We start from the raw sequence: 22,708 nt of genomic DNA on the forward strand, positions 1-22,708 counted from the left end.
GCAGGTTACCCGCGACAGGACGGAAAGACCCCGTGGAGCTTTACTGTAGCCTGATATTGAATTTTGGTACAGTTTGTACAGGATAGGCGGGAGCCATTGAAACCGGAGCGCTAGCTTCGGTGGAGGCGCTGGTGGGATACCGCCCTGACTGTATTGAAATTCTAACCTACGGGTCTTATCGACCCGGGAGACAGTGTCAGGTGGGCAGTTTGACTGGGGCGGTCGCCTCCTAAAGTGTAACGGAGGCGCCCAAAGGTTCCCTCAGAATGGTTGGAAATCATTCGTAGAGTGCAAAGGCATAAGGGAGCTTGACTGCGAGACCTACAAGTCGAGCAGGGACGAAAGTCGGGCTTAGTGATCCGGTGGTTCCGCATGGAAGGGCCATCGCTCAACGGATAAAAGCTACCCCGGGGATAACAGGCTTATCTCCCCCAAGAGTCCACATCGACGGGGAGGTTTGGCACCTCGATGTCGGCTCATCGCATCCTGGGGCTGTAGTCGGTCCCAAGGGTTGGGCTGTTCGCCCATTAAAGCGGTACGCGAGCTGGGTTCAGAACGTCGTGAGACAGTTCGGTCCCTATCCGTCGTGGGCGTAGGAAATTTGAGAGGAGCTGTCCTTAGTACGAGAGGACCGGGATGGACGCACCGCTGGTGTACCAGTTGTTCTGCCAAGGGCATAGCTGGGTAGCTATGTGCGGAAGGGATAAGTGCTGAAAGCATCTAAGCATGAAGCCCCCCTCAAGATGAGATTTCCCATAGCGTAAGCTAGTAAGATCCCTGAAAGATGATCAGGTTGATAGGTTCGAGGTGGAAGCATGGTGACATGTGGAGCTGACGAATACTAATAGATCGAGGACTTAACCATATAATATGTAGCAAATGTTATCTAGTTTTGAAGGAATATGCCTTCATAGTTTGGTGATGATGGCAGAGAGGTCACACCCGTTCCCATACCGAACACGGAAGTTAAGCTCTCTAGCGCCGATGGTAGTTGGGACCTTGTCCCTGTGAGAGTAGGACGTCGCCAAGCAACTAAAAAACACGAGTCTTTGACTCGTGTTTTTTTATTTCCCATGAAATAGATTAGATTCTGATAGTAAAAATACTGAAATATAGTAAGGTATTTTTTGGGCAGAAATATTAAGGAATTGATAAATAAATGGATAATCTTCAGATCCATAACTACCAAGTAAGTCATACCACCAATCAGTTTCATACCTAGAAATCATGCTTAAATTATAGAGCAATAAGTAATGAACGAGGAGCTCAGGTAAAATGGGTTTAGAATTTCTAGGATTAGTCGTAAGTGGTAAGTAATAAGTATTAGTAAGGTACTCATAGTATAAAGGAGTACTATACATAGGATTCCACGATTGAATAGGCGCCGAAAAAAACACATTCGATTCACTATTTTTCTCAGCTACGTGTTGTATCGATAAATGTTTACAAGTTGTTTCGATGTAACGAGAAAATCGCTCTTTAGTCATATGTAATCGATCTAATATATTGACTGAAAAGGAGAGCTCATTTTTATTTGTTGAATCGATCTTATATAAAGTCGATACTTTTTGACTATAACGAAACAAATTTTGTAATTCAGGAATATTCCCCATCAGCTCTAACATATTAAACTTCTCCGCTTCTAAGTGTTTCATGTGAAACAGTTGTTCTGCAACGTGAGTAAATAATCCGTTTTTCTGTATTTTCACCTCATCTTCTAAAAATTGATACCCCTGTTTTTTTCGTTTACGAGTTGTAACGCCATGAGCTAAAACAGTAGTTGATTCTGGGTAGTTAGGATCAATAGTTAACAAGCAAGCTTTAAATAGTTGGCTAATTCCATAAAATAACAACATTGGTTGAATCGAAAAAGGGGCCGCCTTATATAATTCGTAATAATTTTTCCCGTGTTCTAAGTAGTAAATAAAGGGATAACAGTTTTCAAAACTTTTTTTTTCAGCATCTTGTATGGAGGATTTTTCATAACAACGGGCAAGATAACGTTGTACATTTTGAGATGAAAAAAAGAAACTTAATTGCTGCCAAGTACAATGTGTTTGATGCATATATTACGCTCCTTTTATTGTCTAAAAATTCTAACATATATATACGTCCTTGACAGTATTTTAACCAATTGATAAGCTACTAATAATAATTTCTGGTATCATGGGGGGAACAATTATGTGGGAATCTAAATTTGTTAAAGAAGGTTTGACTTTTGATGATGTATTACTTGTACCAGCGAGGTCAGATATATTACCAAGAGAAGTAAGTGTTAAAACAGTTTTATCTGAAAGCTTACAGCTAAACATCCCGTTAATTAGTGCAGGAATGGATACAGTAACAGAAGCTGACATGGCTATTGCAATGGCTCGCCAAGGCGGTTTAGGAATTATTCATAAGAATATGTCTATTGAGCAACAGGCAGAGCAAGTTGATAAAGTAAAGCGCTCTGAAAGCGGCGTTATTTCAGATCCTTTCTTCTTAACTCCAGAACATCAAGTATATGATGCAGAACATCTTATGGGAAAATATCGTATCTCAGGTGTACCAGTTGTAAATAATTTAGATGAGCGAAAATTAGTTGGTATTATTACCAACCGTGATATGCGTTTCATCCAAGATTACTCAATCAAAATTTCTGACGTAATGACAAAAGAACAGTTAATTACAGCTCCAGTTGGTACTACACTGGAAGAAGCTGAAAAGATCCTACAAAAGTATAAAATTGAAAAGCTCCCTCTTGTTGATAATAACGGTGTATTACAAGGGCTTATTACAATAAAAGATATTGAAAAAGTAATTGAATTCCCAAACTCTGCTAAAGATAAGCAAGGACGCTTATTAGTTGGAGCGGCTGTTGGTGTAACGGCTGATGCTATGCTTCGTATCGATGCATTAGTAAAAGCTAGCGTAGATGCAATTGTACTTGATACAGCTCATGGGCATTCTAAAGGTGTTATTGAAAAGGTAAAAGAAGTTCGTGCGAAATATCCAGCACTAAATATTATCGCTGGAAATGTTGCTACAGCTGAAGCAACGAAAGCATTAATCGAGGCTGGTGCAAACGTAGTTAAAGTTGGTATTGGACCAGGTTCTATTTGTACGACACGCGTTGTAGCTGGTGTTGGTGTACCACAATTAACAGCAGTTTATGATTGTGCAACAGAAGCTCGTAAACACGGTATTCCAGTTATTGCTGATGGCGGTGTTAAGTACTCTGGTGATATGGTTAAAGCTTTAGCAGCAGGAGCACACGTTGTTATGCTAGGTAGTATGTTTGCTGGTGTTGCTGAAAGCCCTGGAGAAACTGAGATTTACCAAGGTCGCCAATTTAAAGTATATCGTGGTATGGGTTCTGTTGGAGCGATGGAAAAAGGAAGTAAAGATCGTTACTTCCAAGAAGGAAACAAAAAACTTGTTCCAGAAGGTATTGAAGGACGCGTACCATATAAAGGACCTTTAGCAGATACAGTTCATCAATTAGTTGGTGGATTACGTGCAGGTATGGGATATTGTGGAGCACAGGATTTAGAATTCTTACGTGAGAATGCACAGTTCATTCGCATGTCAGGTGCTGGTTTACGTGAAAGCCACCCTCATCATGTACAAATTACAAAAGAGGCTCCAAACTACTCATTATAATGTCTTATATGTAAATAGATAGAGATTTGATATCTCTGTCTATTTTTTTTTGATTATGTTAGAATAACGGTTATGTGAGTACATAGATATTGGGGGTAGCAAAAGTGAAAGGTATGTTTTGCAAAAGATTCATGGCTTTGGTAACGGTGCTTACACTAGCTTGTAGCATGCTGTTACCATATAGCAATGCATCGGCTGAAACAGGAGCCGCTCTAAACATTGAAGCAGGTGCGGCAATTTTAGTAGAAGCGAATTCTGGGAAAATTTTATATCAAAAGAATGCAGATGAGTTATTATCAATTGCTAGTATGACAAAAATGATGAGTGAATATTTAGTTCATGAAGCAGTGGATAAAGGAAAACTTAAGTGGGATCAAAAGATTAAGGTTTCTGAATATGCGCATAAGATTTCACAGGATCGTTCATTATCAAATGTTCCACTAGAAAATGGTGGTTCTTATACGGTAAAAGAGTTATACGAAGCGATGGCGATTTATTCCGCTAATGGAGCAACAATTGCTCTAGGTGAAGCAGTGGCAGGAAAAGAAGTTAATTTTGTAAAAATGATGAATGATAAGGCAAAAGAGTTGGGATTGAAAAATTATAAATTTGTAAATTCTACAGGCCTAACGAACAAAGATTTAAAAGGACAGCATCCCGAAGGAACAACACCGGATGAAGAAAATAAAATGTCTGCAAGGGACGTCGCAATTTTAGCACAACATCTTATTAAGGATTATCCCAAAACATTAGATACAGCAAAAATCCCTAAAAAAGTATTCCAAGAGGGTGGAAAATACCCGATTAATATGGATAACTGGAATTGGATGTTAAAAGGTTTAGTTAAGCAATACGATGGCGTAGACGGCCTGAAAACAGGATCAACTCCAGAAGCCGGTGATTGCTTCACTGGTACGGTTGAAAGAAACGGTATGCGTTTTATTTCTGTAGTTATTAAAACAAGTTCTCATACAGCACGTTTTGATGAAACGAAGAAGTTATATGATTATGGATTTGCTAACTTTGAAATGAAGCAAATGTATAAAAAAGATTCTTCAGTAAAAGGACAAGAAACAGTAAGAGTAGAAAATGCAAAAGATAAAGATGTAGCAGTTCAAACAAAACAAGTTGTTTCACTTCCAGTGCCAAAAGGAAGTAAAGATGTTTATAAAACAGAATTTAAAGAAGCAAGTAAGGGACAAGAAGCACCTATTAAAAAGGGTGTTGCACTTGGTCAGATGGTAATTACACCAAAAGATACGAATGACCCTGGATTTTTATCTGGTAAGTCATTACAAGTAGATCTTGTAACAACATCAGCAGTGGAAGAAGCAAACTGGTTTACTCGTTCTATGCGCGGAATCGGCTCTTTCTTTAGTGGTATATGGAATAGTGCTGTTGATACAGTAAAAGGTTGGTTTTAAAAGCTCCTCATTGTAGGAGCTTTTTCTTATTCCCATTTTTCATACCTACTTTATGAAAAAGTAGTAGACAAGCATCTGATAGTTAATGGTATAATGTAAGAGTATTCTTAATTTTCGCCTTTAACGGGGGAAAGCAATTCACCTAGGGGGGTTTTTGTACATGACAAATGTAACAGGGACAGAACGTGTAAAACGTGGAATGGCAGAAATGCAAAAAGGCGGCGTTATTATGGACGTAGTTAACGCTGAACAAGCAAGGATTGCAGAAGAAGCAGGCGCAGTTGCCGTTATGGCATTAGAGCGTGTACCAGCAGATATTCGTGCAGCAGGTGGCGTTTCTCGTATGGCAGACCCAACGATTGTTGAAGAAGTTATGGGTGCGGTGTCAATTCCGGTTATGGCAAAATGCCGTATCGGTCATCTTGTAGAAGCACGTGTATTAGAATCATTAGGGGTAGACTATATCGATGAGAGTGAAGTATTAACTCCTGCTGATGAAGTATACCATTTAAATAAACGTGATTACACAGTTCCGTTTGTATGTGGTTGCCGTGATATCGGAGAAGCTGCACGTCGTATTGCAGAAGGTGCATCTATGCTTCGTACAAAAGGTGAGCCAGGAACAGGAAACATTGTAGAGGCAGTGCGTCATATGCGCCAAGTCAATGCAGAAATCCGTCAAGTTGCAAGTCTACGTGAAGATGAGTTAATGACATATGCAAAAAATACTGGTGCTCCTTATGAAGTACTACTTGAAATTAAACGCCTTGGTCGCTTGCCAGTTGTAAACTTTGCAGCAGGTGGTGTAGCAACACCAGCAGATGCAGCGTTAATGATGCAACTTGGTGCTGATGGTGTATTTGTTGGATCTGGTATCTTCAAATCAGAGAACCCAGAGAAATTTGCACGTGCAATCGTTGAAGCGACGACTCATTATGAAGATTACGAACTAATTGCAAGCCTTTCTAAAGGATTGGGTAATGCAATGAAAGGTGTCGAAATTTCAACGTTATTACCAGAACAACGCATGCAAGAGCGTGGATGGTAATTGAAGGAGAACTTTAAAATGGTGAAAATCGGTGTACTAGGTCTTCAAGGTGCAGTTCGTGAGCATGTAAAATCAGTTGAAGCAAGTGGTGCAGAAGCTGTTGTTGTAAAGCGTATAGAGCAACTTGAAGAGATTGATGGTCTTATTTTACCAGGCGGTGAAAGTACAACAATGCGTCGTCTTATTGATAAGTATGCTTTCATGGAACCACTTCGTACATTTGCGAAGTCTGGTAAACCAATGTTTGGTACATGTGCAGGTATGATTCTTCTTGCGAAAACACTTATTGGCTATGAAGAAGCACATATTGGTGCTATGGATATTACAGTTGAACGCAATGCGTTTGGACGCCAAAAAGATAGTTTTGAAGCCGCACTTTCAATGAAAGGTGTGGGGGAAGACTTTATTGGTGTATTTATCCGTGCTCCGTATGTTGTAGATGTCGCTGATAACGTTGAAGTACTTTCTAAGCACGGCGATCGAATGGTAGCGGTAAGACAAGATCAGTTTTTAGCTGCTTCATTCCATCCGGAATTAACGGATGATCATCGTGTGACAGCATACTTTGTCGAAATGGTAAAAGAAGCTAAAATGAAAAAAGTTGTGTAAGTAACTTGCAACTTGTATAAGATTATAGTAAATTGATGGTAACAATTTTATAAAATAAGCGTGTTGATAGGAAGTAGTAACAAATGTCGTTTCTTATAGAGAGTCGATGGTTGGTGGAAATCGATAGAAACAGTTTGTGAATCCATCCTGGAATGGAATGTGGAATATCTTTATGATTAGTAAACATTCCCGGTGAAGAGCCGTTATTTCTACTTGAGAGGAAAGTAGTAATGCTTTCAACTAGGGTGGCAACGCGGGTTAACTCCCGTCCCTTTGTATAGGGACGGGAGTTTTTTGTGTTTTATAAAATAAAAGGAGGAGTATATAATGCTTGATATTAAATTATTACGTACGAACTTTGAAGAAGTAAAAGCAAAATTGCAGCATAGAGGCGAAGATTTAACGGAGTTTGGTCGTTTTGAAGAGCTTGATACGAGAAGAAGAGAACTACTTGTTCAAACAGAAGAACTAAAAAGTAAACGTAACGAAGTGTCTCAACAAATTTCAGTATTAAAGCGTGAAAAGAAAGATGCAGAAGCTTTAATTTTAGAAATGCGTGAAGTTGGAGAAAAAGTAAAAGATCTTGATAATGAACTTCGTACAGTTGAAGAAGACTTAGAAAGATTAATGTTATCTATTCCAAATATTCCTCATGAATCTGCTCCAGTTGGTGAAACAGAGGATGATAATGTAGTAGCGCGTACTTGGGGAGAAGTGAAGGAATTTGCTTTTGAACCAAAACCACATTGGGATCTTGCTACAGATTTAGGAGTTTTAGATTTTGAGCGTGCGGGGAAAGTAACAGGAAGCCGCTTCGTATTTTACAAAGGTGCAGGCGCAAGATTAGAGCGTGCTTTAATTAGTTTTATGCTTGATCTTCATACTGACGAGCATGGATATGAAGAAGTGTTACCTCCGTATATGGTAAACCGTGCAAGTATGACAGGAACAGGACAACTTCCGAAGTTTGAAGAAGATGCATTCCGTATTGAAAGTGAAGATTACTTCTTAATTCCAACAGCAGAAGTACCTGTAACGAATATGCATCGTGATGAGATTTTAAATAAAGAGCAATTGCCTATAAGATATGCTGCATTTAGCTCTTGCTTCCGTTCTGAAGCAGGTTCAGCTGGTCGCGATACACGTGGTTTAATTCGCCAACATCAGTTCAATAAAGTAGAGCTTGTGAAGTTCGTAAAACCAGAAGATTCTTATGAAGAGTTAGAAAAATTAACAAATGATGCAGAACGCGTGTTACAATTATTAGAGTTGCCATATCGCGTTATGAGCATGTGCACAGGCGATTTAGGATTTACAGCAGCGAAGAAATACGATATTGAAGTATGGATTCCAAGCTATGGCACATATCGTGAAATTTCTTCTTGTAGTAATTTTGAAGCTTTCCAAGCGAGACGTGCAAATATCCGTTTCCGCCGTGAGCCAAACGGAAAACCAGAACATGTTCATACATTAAATGGATCTGGTCTTGCAATTGGACGTACGGTTGCAGCTATTTTAGAGAACTACCAACAAGAAGATGGTACAATTATAATTCCAGAAGTTCTTCGCCCTTATATGGGAGGAAAAACAGTTATTAAGTAAATTTAAACATTCATCGGTATGAGTGATTGGTAATTATGAGCGTTGTCAGTACTGTAATGTAGGAGGGGGAAAGTAAAATTTTCCTTTCCTCATAATTTATTTTAGTAGGGTTGACTAACTGTTTTTCTTTTGATATTATATTTGATGTCAATATGGAGGTATACCCAAGTCTGGCTGAAGGGATCGGTCTTGAAAACCGACAGGCGGCGAGAGTCGCGCGGGGGTTCGAATCCCTCTACCTCCTCCAGATATAATTGACAACAGCGCATATAAGTGGAGATTGGAGAACTCGTTACCAACACGTAACGAGTTTTTATTTTAAAACCAATCATAAAGTATGGTGTAAGGCGATTTTGTCCTTATTACACACTCATATTCCGATGATTATCTTCATAGATATGAAAGGAGTCAACATGGATCTTATTATACAAACGTTTCCTTTAGATGGAAAAACTTTATATTATGTACAATGTCCTGTCTGTAAGAACAATAGAATTTTAAACAGTGGTGCAAATGTATCGCGCATTATAAGCGATGATACATTCCGTAAACTTTGTGGTTGTACTTGTGATGTAAAGCAAGCTACGACAAAAGTAGAGGCGCCAAAAAAGGTTGAAAAACCAGCTGTAAAGAAAGAAGCAGCTCCAAAACGTACAGGTAAAGTATTAACGGCAGTGATTAACGGGAAAGAAATGACTGTTAAAGAGATTGCTGAAACATATGACATTAGTACAAGTACTGTTCGTCAGCGTATTAACGCTGGAAAACCTGAGAGTGAAATTATTGCTCCAACAAAGAAGAAGTAATTTAATAGGAAAACCCGTGCATATGCACGGGTTTTTTATTTTACAAGTTTACGTGTTTGTTTTAAGAAATGGCCAATTTTTTTAATGATTGGTTCGATTGAATCGCCATCTTTTAAAATATCGTATTCATTAATGTTTAATCGTAAAACAGGGCATGAATTGAAGTTGTTAATCCAGTTTTCGTAACGTCCGTGCATCTCTTTCCAATACTCAATTGGTGTTTGCTGCTCCATCGGGCGTCCGCGTTCTTGAATACGGTCTACAATATCATCGAAAGAACCTTCTAAGTAAATTAATAAGTCTGGATGAGGGAAGTAAGGAGTCATGACCATAGCATCAAATAAACCTTTGTATGTTTCATAATCAGTTTCCGTCATTGTACCTTTTTCATGATGCATCTTTGCGAAAATTCCAGTGTCTTCATAGATAGAACGGTCTTGAACAAAACCACCACCGTATTCAAAAATTCTCTTTTGTTCTTTAAATCGTTCTGCTAAGAAGTATACTTGCAAGTGGAAGCTCCAGCGTGTGAAATCGGCATAGAACTTGTCCAAATATGGATTAGAATCTACTTTTTCAAATGATGTGCGATAACCTAAAGCGTTAGCTAGTGCAGTTGTCATAGTTGATTTTCCGACACCTACTGTTCCAGCGATAGTAATTACTGCATCATTCGGTATATCATATTTTTGCCTTAAATTCATTATTATTTCGACTCCTTTAAGAGAGTATTTTGAAGGGCGGATAGGATGACGTTTAAATCATCGGGATTTTGTACAAAATCCATATCATCTCCGTTAAATTTCAACACTGGGATATCTGGATGGTCCTTTTTAAAAGTATCCATTGCTGTTTCGTAATCTTTTGTGAGCTGTAGTAAGTAATTTGGATCCATATTTTTTTCGAATTCTCTTCCGCGCATTGCGATTCGTTTTTGTAATGTTTCCAGGCTAGCTGTTAAATAAACGATGACATTTGGTACAGGCATATCTTGTGTAAGGATACGATAGATTTGCATGTATTTGTCATATTGAGAATCTTTTAATGTACGTGATGCGAAAATTAAATTTTTAAATATATGATAATCTGCTACTACTGGCTTCCTTTGATTCAAATACTTTATGTTAATGTCTTCTAGTTGTTTGTATCTATTACAAAGAAAGAACATCTCTGTTTGAAAACTCCATTCGTCGATGTCTTCATAGAACTTTCCTAAAAAAGGGTTTTCATCAACAATCTCTTTTAGTAAGTGGAGTTGCATGTGAGTTGAAATTTCCTTCGCAAGTGAAGTTTTTCCAACACCAATTGGTCCTTCAACCGTGATAAATGGTACTCCGGTCACGCTGTTTCCTCCTTTCAATCAGTGATTTGCCGTGACTACTAAAAACACAAAACAGAATTATTGTAGCACAAGAGGGAAGCGAGCGGGTTAATTTGATATAAAAAGTTAGAAAATAGATATATGTATTAATTAATTTTTATTTGAGATGACGGTATTATATTTGCTTTCAATGTAGCTTCCATTATTTTTAAAGCATGCAGATTGTCCTGATCATTGTTAGAGGCAATGCAATCCTGTGGTACATACAGTGTATAATTTCTCATATGAGCATCGTTAGCAGTAAATAGGATACATATATTTCCAGCAACTCCTGTTAATATCAGATTTTCTATTTTTAAATAGCCCAATAAAGAATTCAAAGGCGTTTCATAAAAAGCAGAGTAATGTGGTTTAATAAAAATGTAATCATCAGAATGTGGAGCAATCTTATGAATTATATTTTCACTATACTCATTTGTACAATGAGTAATCAGTTGGTCAATATCAGATCTCCAAAGTTGATAATGGTCATTAACATAAATTATGGGATAGCCGAAGGCTTTCATTGTTTTCTTTAATTGTAAAATAGGATTTGTTATAGTTTCGCATTTTTTTGCCAGGATGGGCCCGTGGGAAAATTGAAAGTCATTAATCATATCAATAATGAGCAAAGCAGTGTTTTTCATATGTAATCCCCTCTCTTTTTCTTTTAGGGTGGATTGAATTTATAAAAGTTATCCCACGTGTAGTAAATGGAAAAAGGTTTATTTTATTTGTGATGAAAGGACTAGGTTATGGAACAAGATCAAGATATTTATTTTATGCAACTAGCGATAGAAGAGGCTAAAAAGGCAGAGGAAATACAAGAAGTACCAATTGGTGCAGTCATAGTGTTAGATGGTGAGGTAATTAGTGTTGCTCATAATTTAAGGGAAACTGAGCAACGATCAATCGCTCATGCCGAGTTGTTAGCGATTGATGAAGCTTGCAAAAATCTAGGGACATGGCGTTTAGAAGATGCAACGTTATATGTAACCTTAGAGCCCTGTCCAATGTGTGCGGGTGGAATTGTTTTATCACGAGTGAAGCGAGTTGTATATGGTGCAAGTGATCCGAAGGGCGGATGTGCAGGAACATTAATGAATCTTTTAACAGATGAACGTTTTAATCATCAATGTGAAGTAGTCACTGGTGTATTAGAAGAAGAGTGCGGTACGTTGCTAACAAACTTTTTTAGAGAGCTTCGTAAAAAAAGAAAAGCGATAAAAAAATTAGAGAACAGTAACGAGAATTAACGCATTTGCATTTTATAAAAAAACAAGTTATACTGATAATGCCTTTAATGAAGGCAACCGAATATTGGTTTTAACTTTGCCGTGCTAAGCGGGGAGGTAGCGGTGCCCTATACTCGCAATCCGCTCTAGCGAGGCCGAATCCCTTCTCGAGGTTATGTTGCTGTAAGGTCTGCCTTAAGTAAGTGGTGTTGACGTTTGGGTCCTGCGCAACGGGACCCCGTGAACCTTGTCAGGTCCGGAAGGAAGCAGCAATAAGCGGGTTTTCTCGTGTGCCGCAGGAGTGCCTGAACCGAGCTAACTGCTTGAGTAACGCTTATGGTACGTAATCGACAGAAGGTGCACGGCAGTTATATATGTATACAAAACTCACCTTGATACAAGGTGAGTTTTTTGTATGGAAAATAACTTTTGGAATCTATAAACAGAATGGGTTATAATATATAAGATAATAACCTTTGAGGGAGGCCGTATTTTCGTGTCATACCAAGCGTTATACCGAACATGGAGACCGCAAAAGTTCGAAGATGTAGTCGGTCAAAAGCACGTAACAAAAACGTTGCAAAATGCCCTTCTTCAAGAGAAAGTTTCACATGCTTATTTATTTTCTGGTCCGAGGGGAACAGGAAAAACGACGATTGCAAAAGTATTTGCAAAAGCAATTAACTGTGAACATGCTCCGGTAGCTGAACCTTGTAATGAATGTCCTTCTTGTTTAGGAATTACACAAGGATCTATTTCAGATGTATTAGAAATTGATGCGGCTTCAAATAACGGTGTAGATGAAATTCGAGATATAAGAGATAAAGTAAAATATGCTCCAAGTGCTGTAGAATATAAAGTATACATTATCGATGAGGTTCACATGCTTTCTATGGGTGCCTTTAATGCTCTTCTAAAAACTTTAGAAGAGCCACCAGGACATGTTATCTTTATTTTAGCGACAACAGAACCACATAAGATTCCACCTACGATTATTTCGAGATGTCAGCGATTTGAATTCCGAAAAATATCAGTAAATGATATTGTTGAGAGATTATCGACGGTTGTGACAAATGAGGGTACGCAAGTAGAAGAGGAAGCACTACAAATTGTTGCTCGTGCTGCCGAGGGTGGTATGCGTGATGCACTTAGCCTTATTGATCAGGCTATATCTTATAGTGATGATGCAGTTACGACAGAAGATGTTTTAGCTGTAACAGGCTCTGTTTCTCAGCAATATTTAGGTAACCTAGTAGAATGTATACGTGAAAATGATGTATCAAGAGCATTACGTATCATAGATGAGATGATGAGTAAAGGGAAGGATCCAGTTCGATTTATGGAAGATTTCATTTACTATTATCGTGATATGCTTTTATATCAAACTTCACCACAACTAGAACATATGTTGGAACGAGTAATTGTAGATGATCAATTCCGCATGTTAAGTGAAGAAATGCAGCCGGAAGTAATCTATGAGATTATTCATAGTCTTAGTAAAGGGCAACAAGAGATGAAGTGGACAAACCATCCACGAATTTTCTTAGAAGTTGTGATGGTACAACTGTGTCAGCAGTTTATGATGCAAGCAAACGGTGCAGATCGTTTACAAGCGGTTATGAACAGAATGCAGCAACTGGAGAAAGAATTAGAACAAGTTAAAAAGAATGGTGTACCAGCTGGCGTGCAACCTGAAGTAAGAGAGACGCGTGCAACACCAAAACCAATGCGAACGGGAAGTATGAAAATTCCTGTTGGACGTGTAAATGAAGTGTTGAAGCAGGCGAAGCGTCAAGAATTAGAACAATTGAAAGCCGTATGGGGTGAGTTGTTAGGAAGACTCAAATCGTATAACAAAGTGGCATTTGCTGTTTTATTAGAAAATAGTGAGCCAGTAGCGGCTTCAGATGATACTTATGTGTTAGCATTTCAATATGAGATTCATTGTAAAATGGCGAGTGAAAATCGTGAAGCAATGGATACGCTGGAACAAATTCTTTTTGAATTGCTAAGTAAAAAGTTAAATATGATTGCTATCCCGAAAAGTGAATGGGGTAAAATTCGTGAGGACTTTTTACAACGCGAAGGCGGGGATTCTGAAGAAAGCCCAGAGCAAAAAGAAGATCCCCTCATAGAAGAAGCAGTAAAATTAGTAGGGCAAGAACTTATTGAAATAAAAGAATAACTATTATTAGGAGGAATTAAATATGATGCGTGGCGGAATGGGAAATATGAATAACATGATGAAACAAATGCAAAAGATGCAAAAAGACATGGCAAAAGCACAGGAAGAGCTTGGTGAAAAAACGGTTGAAGGTACAGCTGGCGGTGGAATGGTTTCTGTAATTGCAAATGGCCATAAGCAAGTTCTTGAAGTGAAAATTAAAGAAGAAGTTGTAGATCCAGAAGATATCGAAATGTTACAAGATTTAGTGCTAGCTGCAACGAACGATGCACTTAAAAAGGTTGATGAACTTTCAAATTCTACAATGGGTAAATTTACAAAAGGCTTAAACTTACCAGGTGGAATGTTCTAGGAGGATATTGATATATGCATTATCCAGAGCCAATATCAAAATTAATCGATAGTTTTATGAAATTGCCAGGAATCGGACCGAAAACAGCGGTTCGATTGGCATTTTTCGTATTAGATATGAAAGAAGACGATGTGTTAGGTTTTGCGAAAGCACTTGTGAATGCGAAGCGAGATCTAGCGTATTGTTCTGTATGCGGACATATTACTGACCGTGATCCTTGTTATATTTGTGATGATTCACATCGAGATCAAACGGTTGTCTGTGTCGTGCAAGAACCGAAAGATGTAATCGCGATGGAAAAAATGAAAGAGTATCAAGGTGTATATCATGTGTTACGTGGTGCGATTTCCCCGATGGAGGGAATTGGACCGGAAGACATTAATATCCCGCAACTCTTAAAGCGACTGCACGATGAAACGGTACAAGAAGTGATATTGGCAACAAACCCTAACATTGAAGGGGAAGCTACAGCGATGTATATATCCCGCCTCTTAAAGCCGACAGGTATTAAAGTAACTCGTATTGCACATGGTCTACCAGTTGGTGGAGATTTAGAATATGCAGATGAAGTAACTCTGTCAAAAGCGCTAGAAGGCCGCAGAGAAGTATAAGAGGAGAAACAAAAATGTTCTTTCAAAAAAAGGGTAAATTGCGTAAAGAGTATGACGATAAGTTAATTGTACTATTAGAAAAAGTAAAGAATGAATGGTTACGTCAAAAGAGAATGGTTGAACAAAGTGTTGAGCCGTCTCCAGATGTAATTTGTTCTTTGAAAATAGCGGAGGCGAAATATTTCTTCTTGTTAAAAGAAGCGAAGCGTCGCCCTGTAAAAATGGAACAATGGTAAAAGGTTCTGCTTTTTAAGCGGAACCTTTTATTTTTTATTTGTTAAAGTAGAGGGGTTATTTCGTTTTAAAAGAATCGTTGAGGATTCTGATGGGTTTGTATGAAGAAAATGTTGCTGCGTAAAAGTTATCACAATGGGCCGACTGGAGTTATAGGATAAACGTTCTTTTTTATCGTCTTGTCCCATACATATAGATATGTATAGGTCATTCATAAGGAGGAAAAAATGAATTCTACCATTATTATTGTTGGTATTCTATCTCTTGTTTTTATTTTTCTTGTTTTTGGTGTTTCTTCTAAACCATTGCGTTTTATAGGTAAAATACTTTTTCATGTTACTTTAGGAATAGCATTGCTCTTTATCGTAAATGTTGTAGGGACATATTTTGATTTTCATATTCCGATTAACGCAGGTACAGCGACAGTAACAAGTTTATTAGGCTTACCCGGTGTTGCTGCATTAGTAATAATTAAGCTGTATATCATGCCAAGATAAAATTATTTTGGCATTTTTTTAAAAAGTGTTGACTAAAGAATGTTTAATATGATAAATTAATAAGCGTCGTCAGGAACGAAAGAAAAAAGTTGTTGACAGATTTAACGATAAATGTTAAATTATAAAAGTCGCTGAAACGCGATGTTGAACTTTGAAAACTAAACGAAACAAACAACGTGAAACGTCAATTTTTATTTTTAGATGCTAGACAAACTAACTTTATTGGAGAGTTTGATCCTGGCTCAGGATGAACGCTGGCGGCGTGCCTAATACATGCAAGTCGAGCGAATGGATTGAGAGCTTGCTCTCAAGAAGTTAGCGGCGGACGGGTGAGTAACACGTGGGTAACCTGCCCATAAGACTGGGATAACTCCGGGAAACCGGGGCTAATACCGGATAACATTTTGAACTGCATGGTTCGAAATTGAAAGGCGGCTTCGGCTGTCACTTATGGATGGACCCGCGTCGCATTAGCTAGTTGGTGAGGTAACGGCTCACCAAGGCAACGATGCGTAGCCGACCTGAGAGGGTGATCGGCCACACTGGGACTGAGACACGGCCCAGACTCCTACGGGAGGCAGCAGTAGGGAATCTTCCGCAATGGACGAAAGTCTGACGGAGCAACGCCGCGTGAGTGATGAAGGCTTTCGGGTCGTAAAACTCTGTTGTTAGGGAAGAACAAGTGCTAGTTGAATAAGCTGGCACCTTGACGGTACCTAACCAGAAAGCCACGGCTAACTACGTGCCAGCAGCCGCGGTAATACGTAGGTGGCAAGCGTTATCCGGAATTATTGGGCGTAAAGCGCGCGCAGGTGGTTTCTTAAGTCTGATGTGAAAGCCCACGGCTCAACCGTGGAGGGTCATTGGAAACTGGGAGACTTGAGTGCAGAAGAGGAAAGTGGAATTCCATGTGTAGCGGTGAAATGCGTAGAGATATGGAGGAACACCAGTGGCGAAGGCGACTTTCTGGTCTGTAACTGACACTGAGGCGCGAAAGCGTGGGGAGCAAACAGGATTAGATACCCTGGTAGTCCACGCCGTAAACGATGAGTGCTAAGTGTTAGAGGGTTTCCGCCCTTTAGTGCTGAAGTTAACGCATTAAGCACTCCGCCTGGGGAGTACGGCCGCAAGGCTGAAACTCAAAGGAATTGACGGGGGCCCGCACAAGCGGTGGAGCATGTGGTTTAATTCGAAGCAACGCGAAGAACCTTACCAGGTCTTGACATCCTCTGAAAACCCTAGAGATAGGGCTTCTCCTTCGGGAGCAGAGTGACAGGTGGTGCATGGTTGTCGTCAGCTCGTGTCGTGAGATGTTGGGTTAAGTCCCGCAACGAGCGCAACCCTTGATCTTAGTTGCCATCATTAAGTTGGGCACTCTAAGGTGACTGCCGGTGACAAACCGGAGGAAGGTGGGGATGACGTCAAATCATCATGCCCCTTATGACCTGGGCTACACACGTGCTACAATGGACGGTACAAAGAGCTGCAAGACCGCGAGGTGGAGCTAATCTCATAAAACCGTTCTCAGTTCGGATTGTAGGCTGCAACTCGCCTACATGAAGCTGGAATCGCTAGTAATCGCGGATCAGCATGCCGCGGTGAATACGTTCCCGGGCCTTGTACACACCGCCCGTCACACCACGAGAGTTTGTAACACCCGAAGTCGGTGGGGTAACCTTTTTGGAGCCAGCCGCCTAAGGTGGGACAGATGATTGGGGTGAAGTCGTAACAAGGTAGCCGTATCGGAAGGTGCGGCTGGATCACCTCCTTTCTATGGAGAATTGATGAACGCTGTTCATCAATATAAGTTTCCGTGTTTCGTTTTCGTTTAGTTTTGAGAGTTCAATTCAATATTGACTCTTAAATGAGGATATGATATAAATAAATCCTGCAATTTGTATGGGCCTATAGCTCAGCTGGTTAGAGCGCACGCCTGATAAGCGTGAGGTCGATGGTTCGAGTCCATTTAGGCCCACCATACATTTTTGGGGCCTTAGCTCAGCTGGGAGAGCGCCTGCCTTGCACGCAGGAGGTCAGCGGTTCGATCCCGCTAGGCTCCACCAAAAAGCTATCTTATATAGCAAATGGTATGTTCTTTGAAAACTAGATAACAGTGTAGCTCATATTTTTTAATTTTAGTTTGGTTAAGTTAGAAAGGGCGCACGGTGGATGCCTTGACACTAGGAGTCGATGAAGGACGGGACTAACGCCGATATGCTTCGGGGAGCTGTAAGTAAGCTTTGATCCGAAGATTTCCGAATGGGGAAACCCACTATACGTAATGGTATGGTATCCTTACCTGAATACATAGGGTATGGAAGACAGACCCAGGGAACTGAAACATCTAAGTACCTGGAGGAAGAGAAAGCAAATGCGATTTCCTGAGTAGCGGCGAGCGAAACGGAATCTAGCCCAAACCAAGAGGCTTGCCTCTTGGGGTTGTAGGACATTCTATACGGAGTTACAAAGGAACGAGGTAGACGAAGCGACCTGGAAAGGTCCGTCGTAGAGGGTAACAACCCCGTAGTCGAAACTTCGTTCTCTCTTGAATGTATCCTGAGTACGGCGGAACACGTGAAATTCCGTCGGAATCTGGGAGGACCATCTCCCAAGGCTAAATACTCCCTAGTGATCGATAGTGAACCAGTACCGTGAGGGAAAGGTGAAAAGCACCCCGGAAGGGGAGTGAAAGAGATCCTGAAACCGTGTGCCTACAAATAGTCAGAGCCCGTTAATGGGTGATGGCGTGCCTTTTGTAGAATGAACCGGCGAGTTACGATCCCGTGCGAGGTTAAGTTGAAGAGACGGAGCCGCAGCGAAAGCGAGTCTGAATAGGGCGTTTAGTACGTGGTCGTAGACCCGAAACCAGGTGATCTACCCATGTCCAGGGTGAAGTTCAGGTAACACTGAATGGAGGCCCGAACCCACGCACGTTGAAAAGTGCGGGGATGAGGTGTGGGTAGCGGAGAAATTCCAATCGAACCTGGAGATAGCTGGTTCTCCCCGAAATAGCTTTAGGGCTAGCCTTAAGTGTAAGAGTCTTGGAGGTAGAGCACTGATTGAACTAGGGGTCCTCATCGGATTACCGAATTCAGTCAAACTCCGAATGCCAATGACTTATCCTTAGGAGTCAGACTGCGAGTGATAAGATCCGTAGTCAAGAGGGAAACAGCCCAGATCGCCAGCTAAGGTCCCAAAGTGTGTATTAAGTGGAAAAGGATGTGGAGTTGCTTAGACAACTAGGATGTTGGCTTAGAAGCAGCCACCATTTAAAGAGTGCGTAATAGCTCACTAGTCGAGTGACTCTGCGCCGAAAATGTACCGGGGCTAAATACACCACCGAAGCTGCGAATTGATACCAATGGTATCAGTGGTAGGGGAGCGTTCTAAGTGCAGTGAAGTCAGACCGGAAGGACTGGTGGAGCGCTTAGAAGTGAGAATGCCGGTATGAGTAGCGAAAGACGGGTGAGAATCCCGTCCACCGAATGCCTAAGGTTTCCTGAGGAAGGCTCGTCCGCTCAGGGTTAGTCAGGACCTAAGCCGAGGCCGACAGGCGTAGGCGATGGACAACAGGTTGATATTCCTGTACCACCTCTTTATCGTTTGAGCAATGGAGGGACGCAGAAGGATAGAAGAAGCGTGCGATTGGTTGTGCACGTCCAAGCAGTTAGGCTGATAAGTAGGCAAATCCGCTTATCGTGAAGGCTGAGCTGTGATGGGGAAGCTCCTTATGGAGCGAAGTCTTTGATTCCCCGCTGCCAAGAAAAGCTTCTAGCGAGATAAAAGGTGCCTGTACCGCAAACCGACACAGGTAGGCGAGGAGAGAATCCTAAGGTGTGCGAGAGAACTCTGGTTAAGGAACTCGGCAAAATGACCCCGTAACTTCGGGAGAAGGGGTGCTTTCTTAACGGAAAGCCGCAGTGAATAGGCCCAAGCGACTGTTTAGCAAAAACACAGGTCTCTGCGAAGCCGTAAGGCGAAGTATAGGGGCTGACACCTGCCCGGTGCTGGAAGGTTAAGGAGAGGGGTTAGCGTAAGCGAAGCTCTGAACTGAAGCCCCAGTAAACGGCGGCCGTAACTATAACGGTCCTAAGGTAGCGAAATTCCTTGTCGGGTAAGTTCCGACCCGCACGAAAGGTGTAACGATTTGGGCACTGTCTCAACCAGAGACTCGGTGAAATTATAGTACCTGTGAAGATGCAGGTTACCCGCGACAGGACGGAAAGACCCCGTGGAGCTTTACTGTAGCCTGATATTGAATTTTGGTACAGTTTGTACAGGATAGGCGGGAGCCATTGAAACCGGAGCGCTAGCTTCGGTGGAGGCGCTGGTGGGATACCGCCCTGACTGTATTGAAATTCTAACCTACGGGTCTTATCGACCCGGGAGACAGTGTCAGGTGGGCAGTTTGACTGGGGCGGTCGCCTCCTAAAGTGTAACGGAGGCGCCCAAAGGTTCCCTCAGAATGGTTGGAAATCATTCGTAGAGTGCAAAGGCATAAGGGAGCTTGACTGCGAGACCTACAAGTCGAGCAGGGACGAAAGTCGGGCTTAGTGATCCGGTGGTTCCGCATGGAAGGGCCATCGCTCAACGGATAAAAGCTACCCCGGGGATAACAGGCTTATCTCCCCCAAGAGTCCACATCGACGGGGAGGTTTGGCACCTCGATGTCGGCTCATCGCATCCTGGGGCTGTAGTCGGTCCCAAGGGTTGGGCTGTTCGCCCATTAAAGCGGTACGCGAGCTGGGTTCAGAACGTCGTGAGACAGTTCGGTCCCTATCCGTCGTGGGCGTAGGAAATTTGAGAGGAGCTGTCCTTAGTACGAGAGGACCGGGATGGACGCACCGCTGGTGTACCAGTTGTTCTGCCAAGGGCATAGCTGGGTAGCTATGTGCGGAAGGGATAAGTGCTGAAAGCATCTAAGCATGAAGCCCCCCTCAAGATGAGATTTCCCATAGCGTAAGCTAGTAAGATCCCTGAAAGATGATCAGGTTGATAGGTTCGAGGTGGAAGCATGGTGACATGTGGAGCTGACGAATACTAATAGATCGAGGACTTAACCATATAATATGTAGCAAATGTTATCTAGTTTTGAAGGAATATGCCTTCATAGTTTGGTGATGATGGCAGAGAGGTCACACCCGTTCCCGTACCGAACACGGAAGTTAAGCTCTCTAGCGCCGATGGTAGTTGGGACCTTGTCCCTGTGAGAGTAGGACGTCGCCAAGCAACTAAAACACAAGTCTTTTGATTTGTGTTTTTTTGTATTGTTAAACAGTGCATAAAAGAAGTAATGGTAATACAAACACGTTGCCCAAGAGTAAATCATATTATATAAGAGATGGATGTATATTTTTCTGTAAATTGTTAAGGAATAGAGGTATCAAATATGTTTATTTAAATAAAGGGAGGGAAGGTTATGAAATTACAAAGTGAAATTTGCATTGTTTGTGAGACAAAAAGAGAAGAAGGTATATATGTTTATAATAATTTGATATGTCATGAATGTGAAAAAGATATGGTGAGTACTGAGACAGATGATCCAAAATATATACATTATTTAAAACAGCTTCGGAAGTTAGAAGTATCATATTTATAAATAGGCATCTGCCTATTATTTTTTTTGCCTTAATATCTGTATAATAGATACAGAATGAATAATAAGGAAGAGATAGATATGAATCAAAAGCGTATGCCTTTATATGAGGCGTTAATAGAGTTTAAAGAAAGAGAACCACTGTCCTTTCATGTTCCAGGTCATAAGAATGGTGTAAACTTCCCTCAGGAAGCCATTGGGGAGTTTAAAGATATACTATCCATTGATGTAACCGAACTAACAGGGTTAGACGATTTACATAGTCCGTTTGAATGTATAGATGAAGCACAAAAATTATTAGCTGATGTATATGGTGCGGAAAAAAGTTATTTTTTAATTAATGGTTCAACGGTCGGAAATCTAGCAATGATTTTATCTTGCTGCGGTGAGCGTGATATTGTCCTTGTACAAAGAAATTGTCATAAATCAATCATTAATGGATTAAAACTAGCGGGTGCGAATCCAATTTTTCTAGACCCATGGATTGATGAGGCATATAACGTACCAGTAGGAATTGGTGATGAAGTTATTAAAGGGGCAATTAAAAGATATCCTAATGCTAAAGCCCTCATTTTAACGCATCCTAATTATTATGGTATGGGGATAGATTTAGAAGCAAGTATTGCTTATGCACATGCACATAAAATCCCTGTTTTAGTAGACGAAGCTCATGGAGCACACTTTTGCTTAGGGGAACCATTTCCAAAGTCAGCATTAGCATATGGTGCAGATATTGTGGTTCATTCTGCACATAAAACATTACCTGCGATGACAATGGGATCTTATTTACATATAAATAGTCATTTAGTGAATGAAGAAAGAGTTTCTGCTTATTTGAGTATGCTACAATCTAGTAGTCCGTCATATCCAATTATGGCTTCACTTGATATAGCGCGCTTTACACTAGCAAGTATAAAGGAAAAAGGTCATGATGAAATTGTCGAGTTTTTACGGAGATTTAAAAAAGGATTGTGTTCCATTTCGCAAATAGCTGTTTTACAATATCCGTTGCAAGATGATTTAAAGATTACTGTACAAACTCGTTGTCAGTTATCAGGATATGAATTACAGTCTGTATTTGAAAGGGCCGGAATATATACAGAAATGGCAGATCCATATAATGTCCTACTTATTTTACCTCTACAAGCAAAAGAGGAGTACATGAGGGCTATAGAGATAATTCGAGTTGCGTTGGAACATTATGAGGTGAAAGACAAGAACGAATCTATTCGTTATACTTATAAAAGAGAATCCTCTCCTTTACCGTATACATATAAACAATTAGAAGGATACAAAACAAAAGTAGTACCTATAGAAGAAGCGGTAGGGATGATAGCGGCGGAAATGATAATTCCATATCCGCCTGGAATTCCATTGATTATGTATGGAGAGAGAATTACTTCAGAACATAAAGAACAAATTATGTATTTAGAGAAAACAGGAGCTCGTTTTCAAGGTAGCACGAAAGATATGAAAGTGTATGATATAGAAAGTAGGTTTTAGG

Annotated in this window: 18 protein-coding genes, 3 tRNA genes, 5 rRNA genes, 1 other RNA gene and 1 other annotated feature (1 of these 28 only partly in view); of the genes, 23 read left to right on the forward strand and 4 right to left on the reverse strand. The window is 40.6% G+C overall.

Features of this window, described 5'->3' with window-relative positions:
• A 23S ribosomal RNA gene (locus tag BTOYO_RS13570) occupies positions 1 to 865 on the forward strand; it begins 2,057 nt to the left of the window's first position.
• Positions 866 to 914: 49 nt separating this feature from the next.
• Positions 915 to 1,030: ribosomal RNA gene (gene rrf, locus BTOYO_RS13575) — 5S ribosomal RNA — on the forward strand.
• 34 nt (positions 1,031 to 1,064) lie between these two features.
• On the opposite strand, the gene BTOYO_RS13580 is transcribed toward rrf (BTOYO_RS13575), so the two are convergent.
• Complete coding sequence (locus BTOYO_RS13580) at positions 1,065 to 2,066, reverse strand: YaaC family protein (protein ID WP_000554256.1); 1,002 nt, start codon at positions 2,064 to 2,066, stop codon at positions 1,065 to 1,067.
• Between the two features lie 115 nt (positions 2,067 to 2,181).
• On the opposite strand from BTOYO_RS13580, the gene guaB reads away from it, so the two are divergent.
• From guaB to BTOYO_RS13615, 7 genes are all read left to right on the forward strand, one after another.
• A complete protein-coding gene (gene guaB / locus BTOYO_RS13585) occupies positions 2,182 to 3,645 on the forward strand; it encodes an IMP dehydrogenase (protein ID WP_000264091.1) in 1,464 nt (487 codons plus the stop codon).
• 113 nt (positions 3,646 to 3,758) lie between these two features.
• The gene (locus BTOYO_RS13590; RefSeq protein WP_131202456.1) at positions 3,759 to 5,069 is read left to right on the forward strand and encodes a serine hydrolase; all 1,311 of its coding nucleotides are present in this window, start codon (positions 3,759 to 3,761) and stop codon (positions 5,067 to 5,069) included.
• Positions 5,070 to 5,229: 160 nt separating this feature from the next.
• Positions 5,230 to 6,117 carry a pyridoxal 5'-phosphate synthase lyase subunit PdxS gene (gene pdxS / locus BTOYO_RS13595; protein WP_000186168.1) on the forward strand — a complete coding sequence of 296 codons (888 nt, stop codon included), beginning with the start codon at positions 5,230 to 5,232 and terminating at the stop codon, positions 6,115 to 6,117.
• A gap of 18 nt (positions 6,118 to 6,135) precedes the next feature.
• Positions 6,136 to 6,726 (forward strand): pyridoxal 5'-phosphate synthase glutaminase subunit PdxT, encoded by a 591-nt coding sequence (gene pdxT, locus BTOYO_RS13600; RefSeq protein WP_000238789.1) that lies wholly within the window; start codon positions 6,136 to 6,138, stop codon positions 6,724 to 6,726.
• 54 nt (positions 6,727 to 6,780) lie between these two features.
• Positions 6,781 to 7,002, forward strand: a binding site (T-box leader).
• 51 nt (positions 7,003 to 7,053) lie between these two features.
• Positions 7,054 to 8,328 carry a serine--tRNA ligase gene (serS, locus tag BTOYO_RS13605; RefSeq protein ID WP_000884202.1) on the forward strand — a complete coding sequence of 425 codons (1,275 nt, stop codon included), beginning with the start codon at positions 7,054 to 7,056 and terminating at the stop codon, positions 8,326 to 8,328.
• A 154-nt stretch (positions 8,329 to 8,482) separates the two neighbouring features.
• Positions 8,483 to 8,575, forward strand: a tRNA-Ser gene (locus tag BTOYO_RS13610).
• 166 nt (positions 8,576 to 8,741) lie between these two features.
• Positions 8,742 to 9,134 (forward strand): sigma factor-like helix-turn-helix DNA-binding protein, encoded by a 393-nt coding sequence (locus BTOYO_RS13615; RefSeq protein WP_000364197.1) that lies wholly within the window; start codon positions 8,742 to 8,744, stop codon positions 9,132 to 9,134.
• Between the two features lie 35 nt (positions 9,135 to 9,169).
• Here the strand turns inward: BTOYO_RS13615 and BTOYO_RS13620 are convergent, their stop codons facing one another.
• The 3 genes from BTOYO_RS13620 to BTOYO_RS13630 all read right to left on the reverse strand — a co-directional run bounded on the left by BTOYO_RS13620 (position 9,170) and on the right by BTOYO_RS13630 (position 11,141).
• On the reverse strand, positions 9,170 to 9,838 hold the full coding sequence (locus tag BTOYO_RS13620; protein WP_001053585.1) for a deoxynucleoside kinase: 669 nt from the start codon (positions 9,836 to 9,838) through the stop codon (positions 9,170 to 9,172).
• A 2-nt stretch (positions 9,839 to 9,840) separates the two neighbouring features.
• Entirely contained in the window at positions 9,841 to 10,476 is a 636-nt protein-coding gene (locus tag BTOYO_RS13625) for a deoxynucleoside kinase (protein WP_000148219.1), read from the reverse strand.
• Between the two features lie 125 nt (positions 10,477 to 10,601).
• Entirely contained in the window at positions 10,602 to 11,141 is a 540-nt protein-coding gene (locus BTOYO_RS13630; protein ID WP_000798728.1) for a cysteine hydrolase family protein, read from the reverse strand.
• Positions 11,142 to 11,249: 108 nt separating this feature from the next.
• On the opposite strand from BTOYO_RS13630, the gene tadA reads away from it, so the two are divergent.
• From tadA to BTOYO_RS13695, 14 genes are all read left to right on the forward strand, one after another.
• A complete protein-coding gene (gene tadA / locus BTOYO_RS13635; protein ID WP_000434335.1) occupies positions 11,250 to 11,750 on the forward strand; it encodes a tRNA adenosine(34) deaminase TadA in 501 nt (166 codons plus the stop codon).
• 79 nt (positions 11,751 to 11,829) lie between these two features.
• Positions 11,830 to 12,094, forward strand: an RNA gene (ffs, locus tag BTOYO_RS26405) — signal recognition particle sRNA large type.
• Positions 12,095 to 12,225: 131 nt separating this feature from the next.
• On the forward strand, positions 12,226 to 13,914 hold the full coding sequence (dnaX, locus tag BTOYO_RS13640) for a DNA polymerase III subunit gamma/tau (RefSeq protein ID WP_000121584.1): 1,689 nt from the start codon (positions 12,226 to 12,228) through the stop codon (positions 13,912 to 13,914).
• Positions 13,915 to 13,939: 25 nt separating this feature from the next.
• Positions 13,940 to 14,266 (forward strand): YbaB/EbfC family nucleoid-associated protein, encoded by a 327-nt coding sequence (locus tag BTOYO_RS13645; RefSeq protein WP_170957726.1) that lies wholly within the window; start codon positions 13,940 to 13,942, stop codon positions 14,264 to 14,266.
• A gap of 14 nt (positions 14,267 to 14,280) precedes the next feature.
• Complete coding sequence (gene recR, locus BTOYO_RS13650) at positions 14,281 to 14,877, forward strand: recombination protein RecR (protein WP_000559167.1); 597 nt, start codon at positions 14,281 to 14,283, stop codon at positions 14,875 to 14,877.
• Positions 14,878 to 14,891: 14 nt separating this feature from the next.
• Positions 14,892 to 15,113: a YaaL family protein gene (locus tag BTOYO_RS13655; protein ID WP_000466018.1), complete on the forward strand. Its 222-nt coding sequence runs from the start codon at positions 14,892 to 14,894 to the stop codon at positions 15,111 to 15,113.
• 225 nt (positions 15,114 to 15,338) lie between these two features.
• Positions 15,339 to 15,608 (forward strand): pro-sigmaK processing inhibitor BofA family protein, encoded by a 270-nt coding sequence (locus tag BTOYO_RS13660; protein WP_001089268.1) that lies wholly within the window; start codon positions 15,339 to 15,341, stop codon positions 15,606 to 15,608.
• Between the two features lie 219 nt (positions 15,609 to 15,827).
• Positions 15,828 to 17,379: ribosomal RNA gene (locus tag BTOYO_RS13665) — 16S ribosomal RNA — on the forward strand.
• Positions 17,380 to 17,509: 130 nt separating this feature from the next.
• A tRNA-Ile gene (locus tag BTOYO_RS13670) sits at positions 17,510 to 17,586 on the forward strand.
• Positions 17,587 to 17,595: 9 nt separating this feature from the next.
• Positions 17,596 to 17,671, forward strand: a tRNA-Ala gene (locus tag BTOYO_RS13675).
• Between the two features lie 79 nt (positions 17,672 to 17,750).
• Positions 17,751 to 20,672: ribosomal RNA gene (locus tag BTOYO_RS13680) — 23S ribosomal RNA — on the forward strand.
• 49 nt (positions 20,673 to 20,721) lie between these two features.
• Positions 20,722 to 20,837: ribosomal RNA gene (gene rrf, locus BTOYO_RS13685) — 5S ribosomal RNA — on the forward strand.
• The 16S, 23S and 5S rRNA genes sit together here with 2 tRNA genes alongside, the layout of an rRNA operon.
• A gap of 190 nt (positions 20,838 to 21,027) precedes the next feature.
• The gene (locus BTOYO_RS13690; RefSeq protein ID WP_000776275.1) at positions 21,028 to 21,207 is read left to right on the forward strand and encodes a sigma factor G inhibitor Gin; all 180 of its coding nucleotides are present in this window, start codon (positions 21,028 to 21,030) and stop codon (positions 21,205 to 21,207) included.
• Between the two features lie 78 nt (positions 21,208 to 21,285).
• Positions 21,286 to 22,707 carry an aminotransferase class I/II-fold pyridoxal phosphate-dependent enzyme gene (locus tag BTOYO_RS13695; protein ID WP_001072283.1) on the forward strand — a complete coding sequence of 474 codons (1,422 nt, stop codon included), beginning with the start codon at positions 21,286 to 21,288 and terminating at the stop codon, positions 22,705 to 22,707.
• The last annotated feature ends 1 nt before the right edge of the window (position 22,708 follow it).

The sequence above is a fragment of the Bacillus toyonensis BCT-7112 genome (assembly GCF_000496285.1).
Classification (GTDB): Bacteria; Bacillota; Bacilli; order Bacillales; family Bacillaceae_G; genus Bacillus_A; species Bacillus_A toyonensis.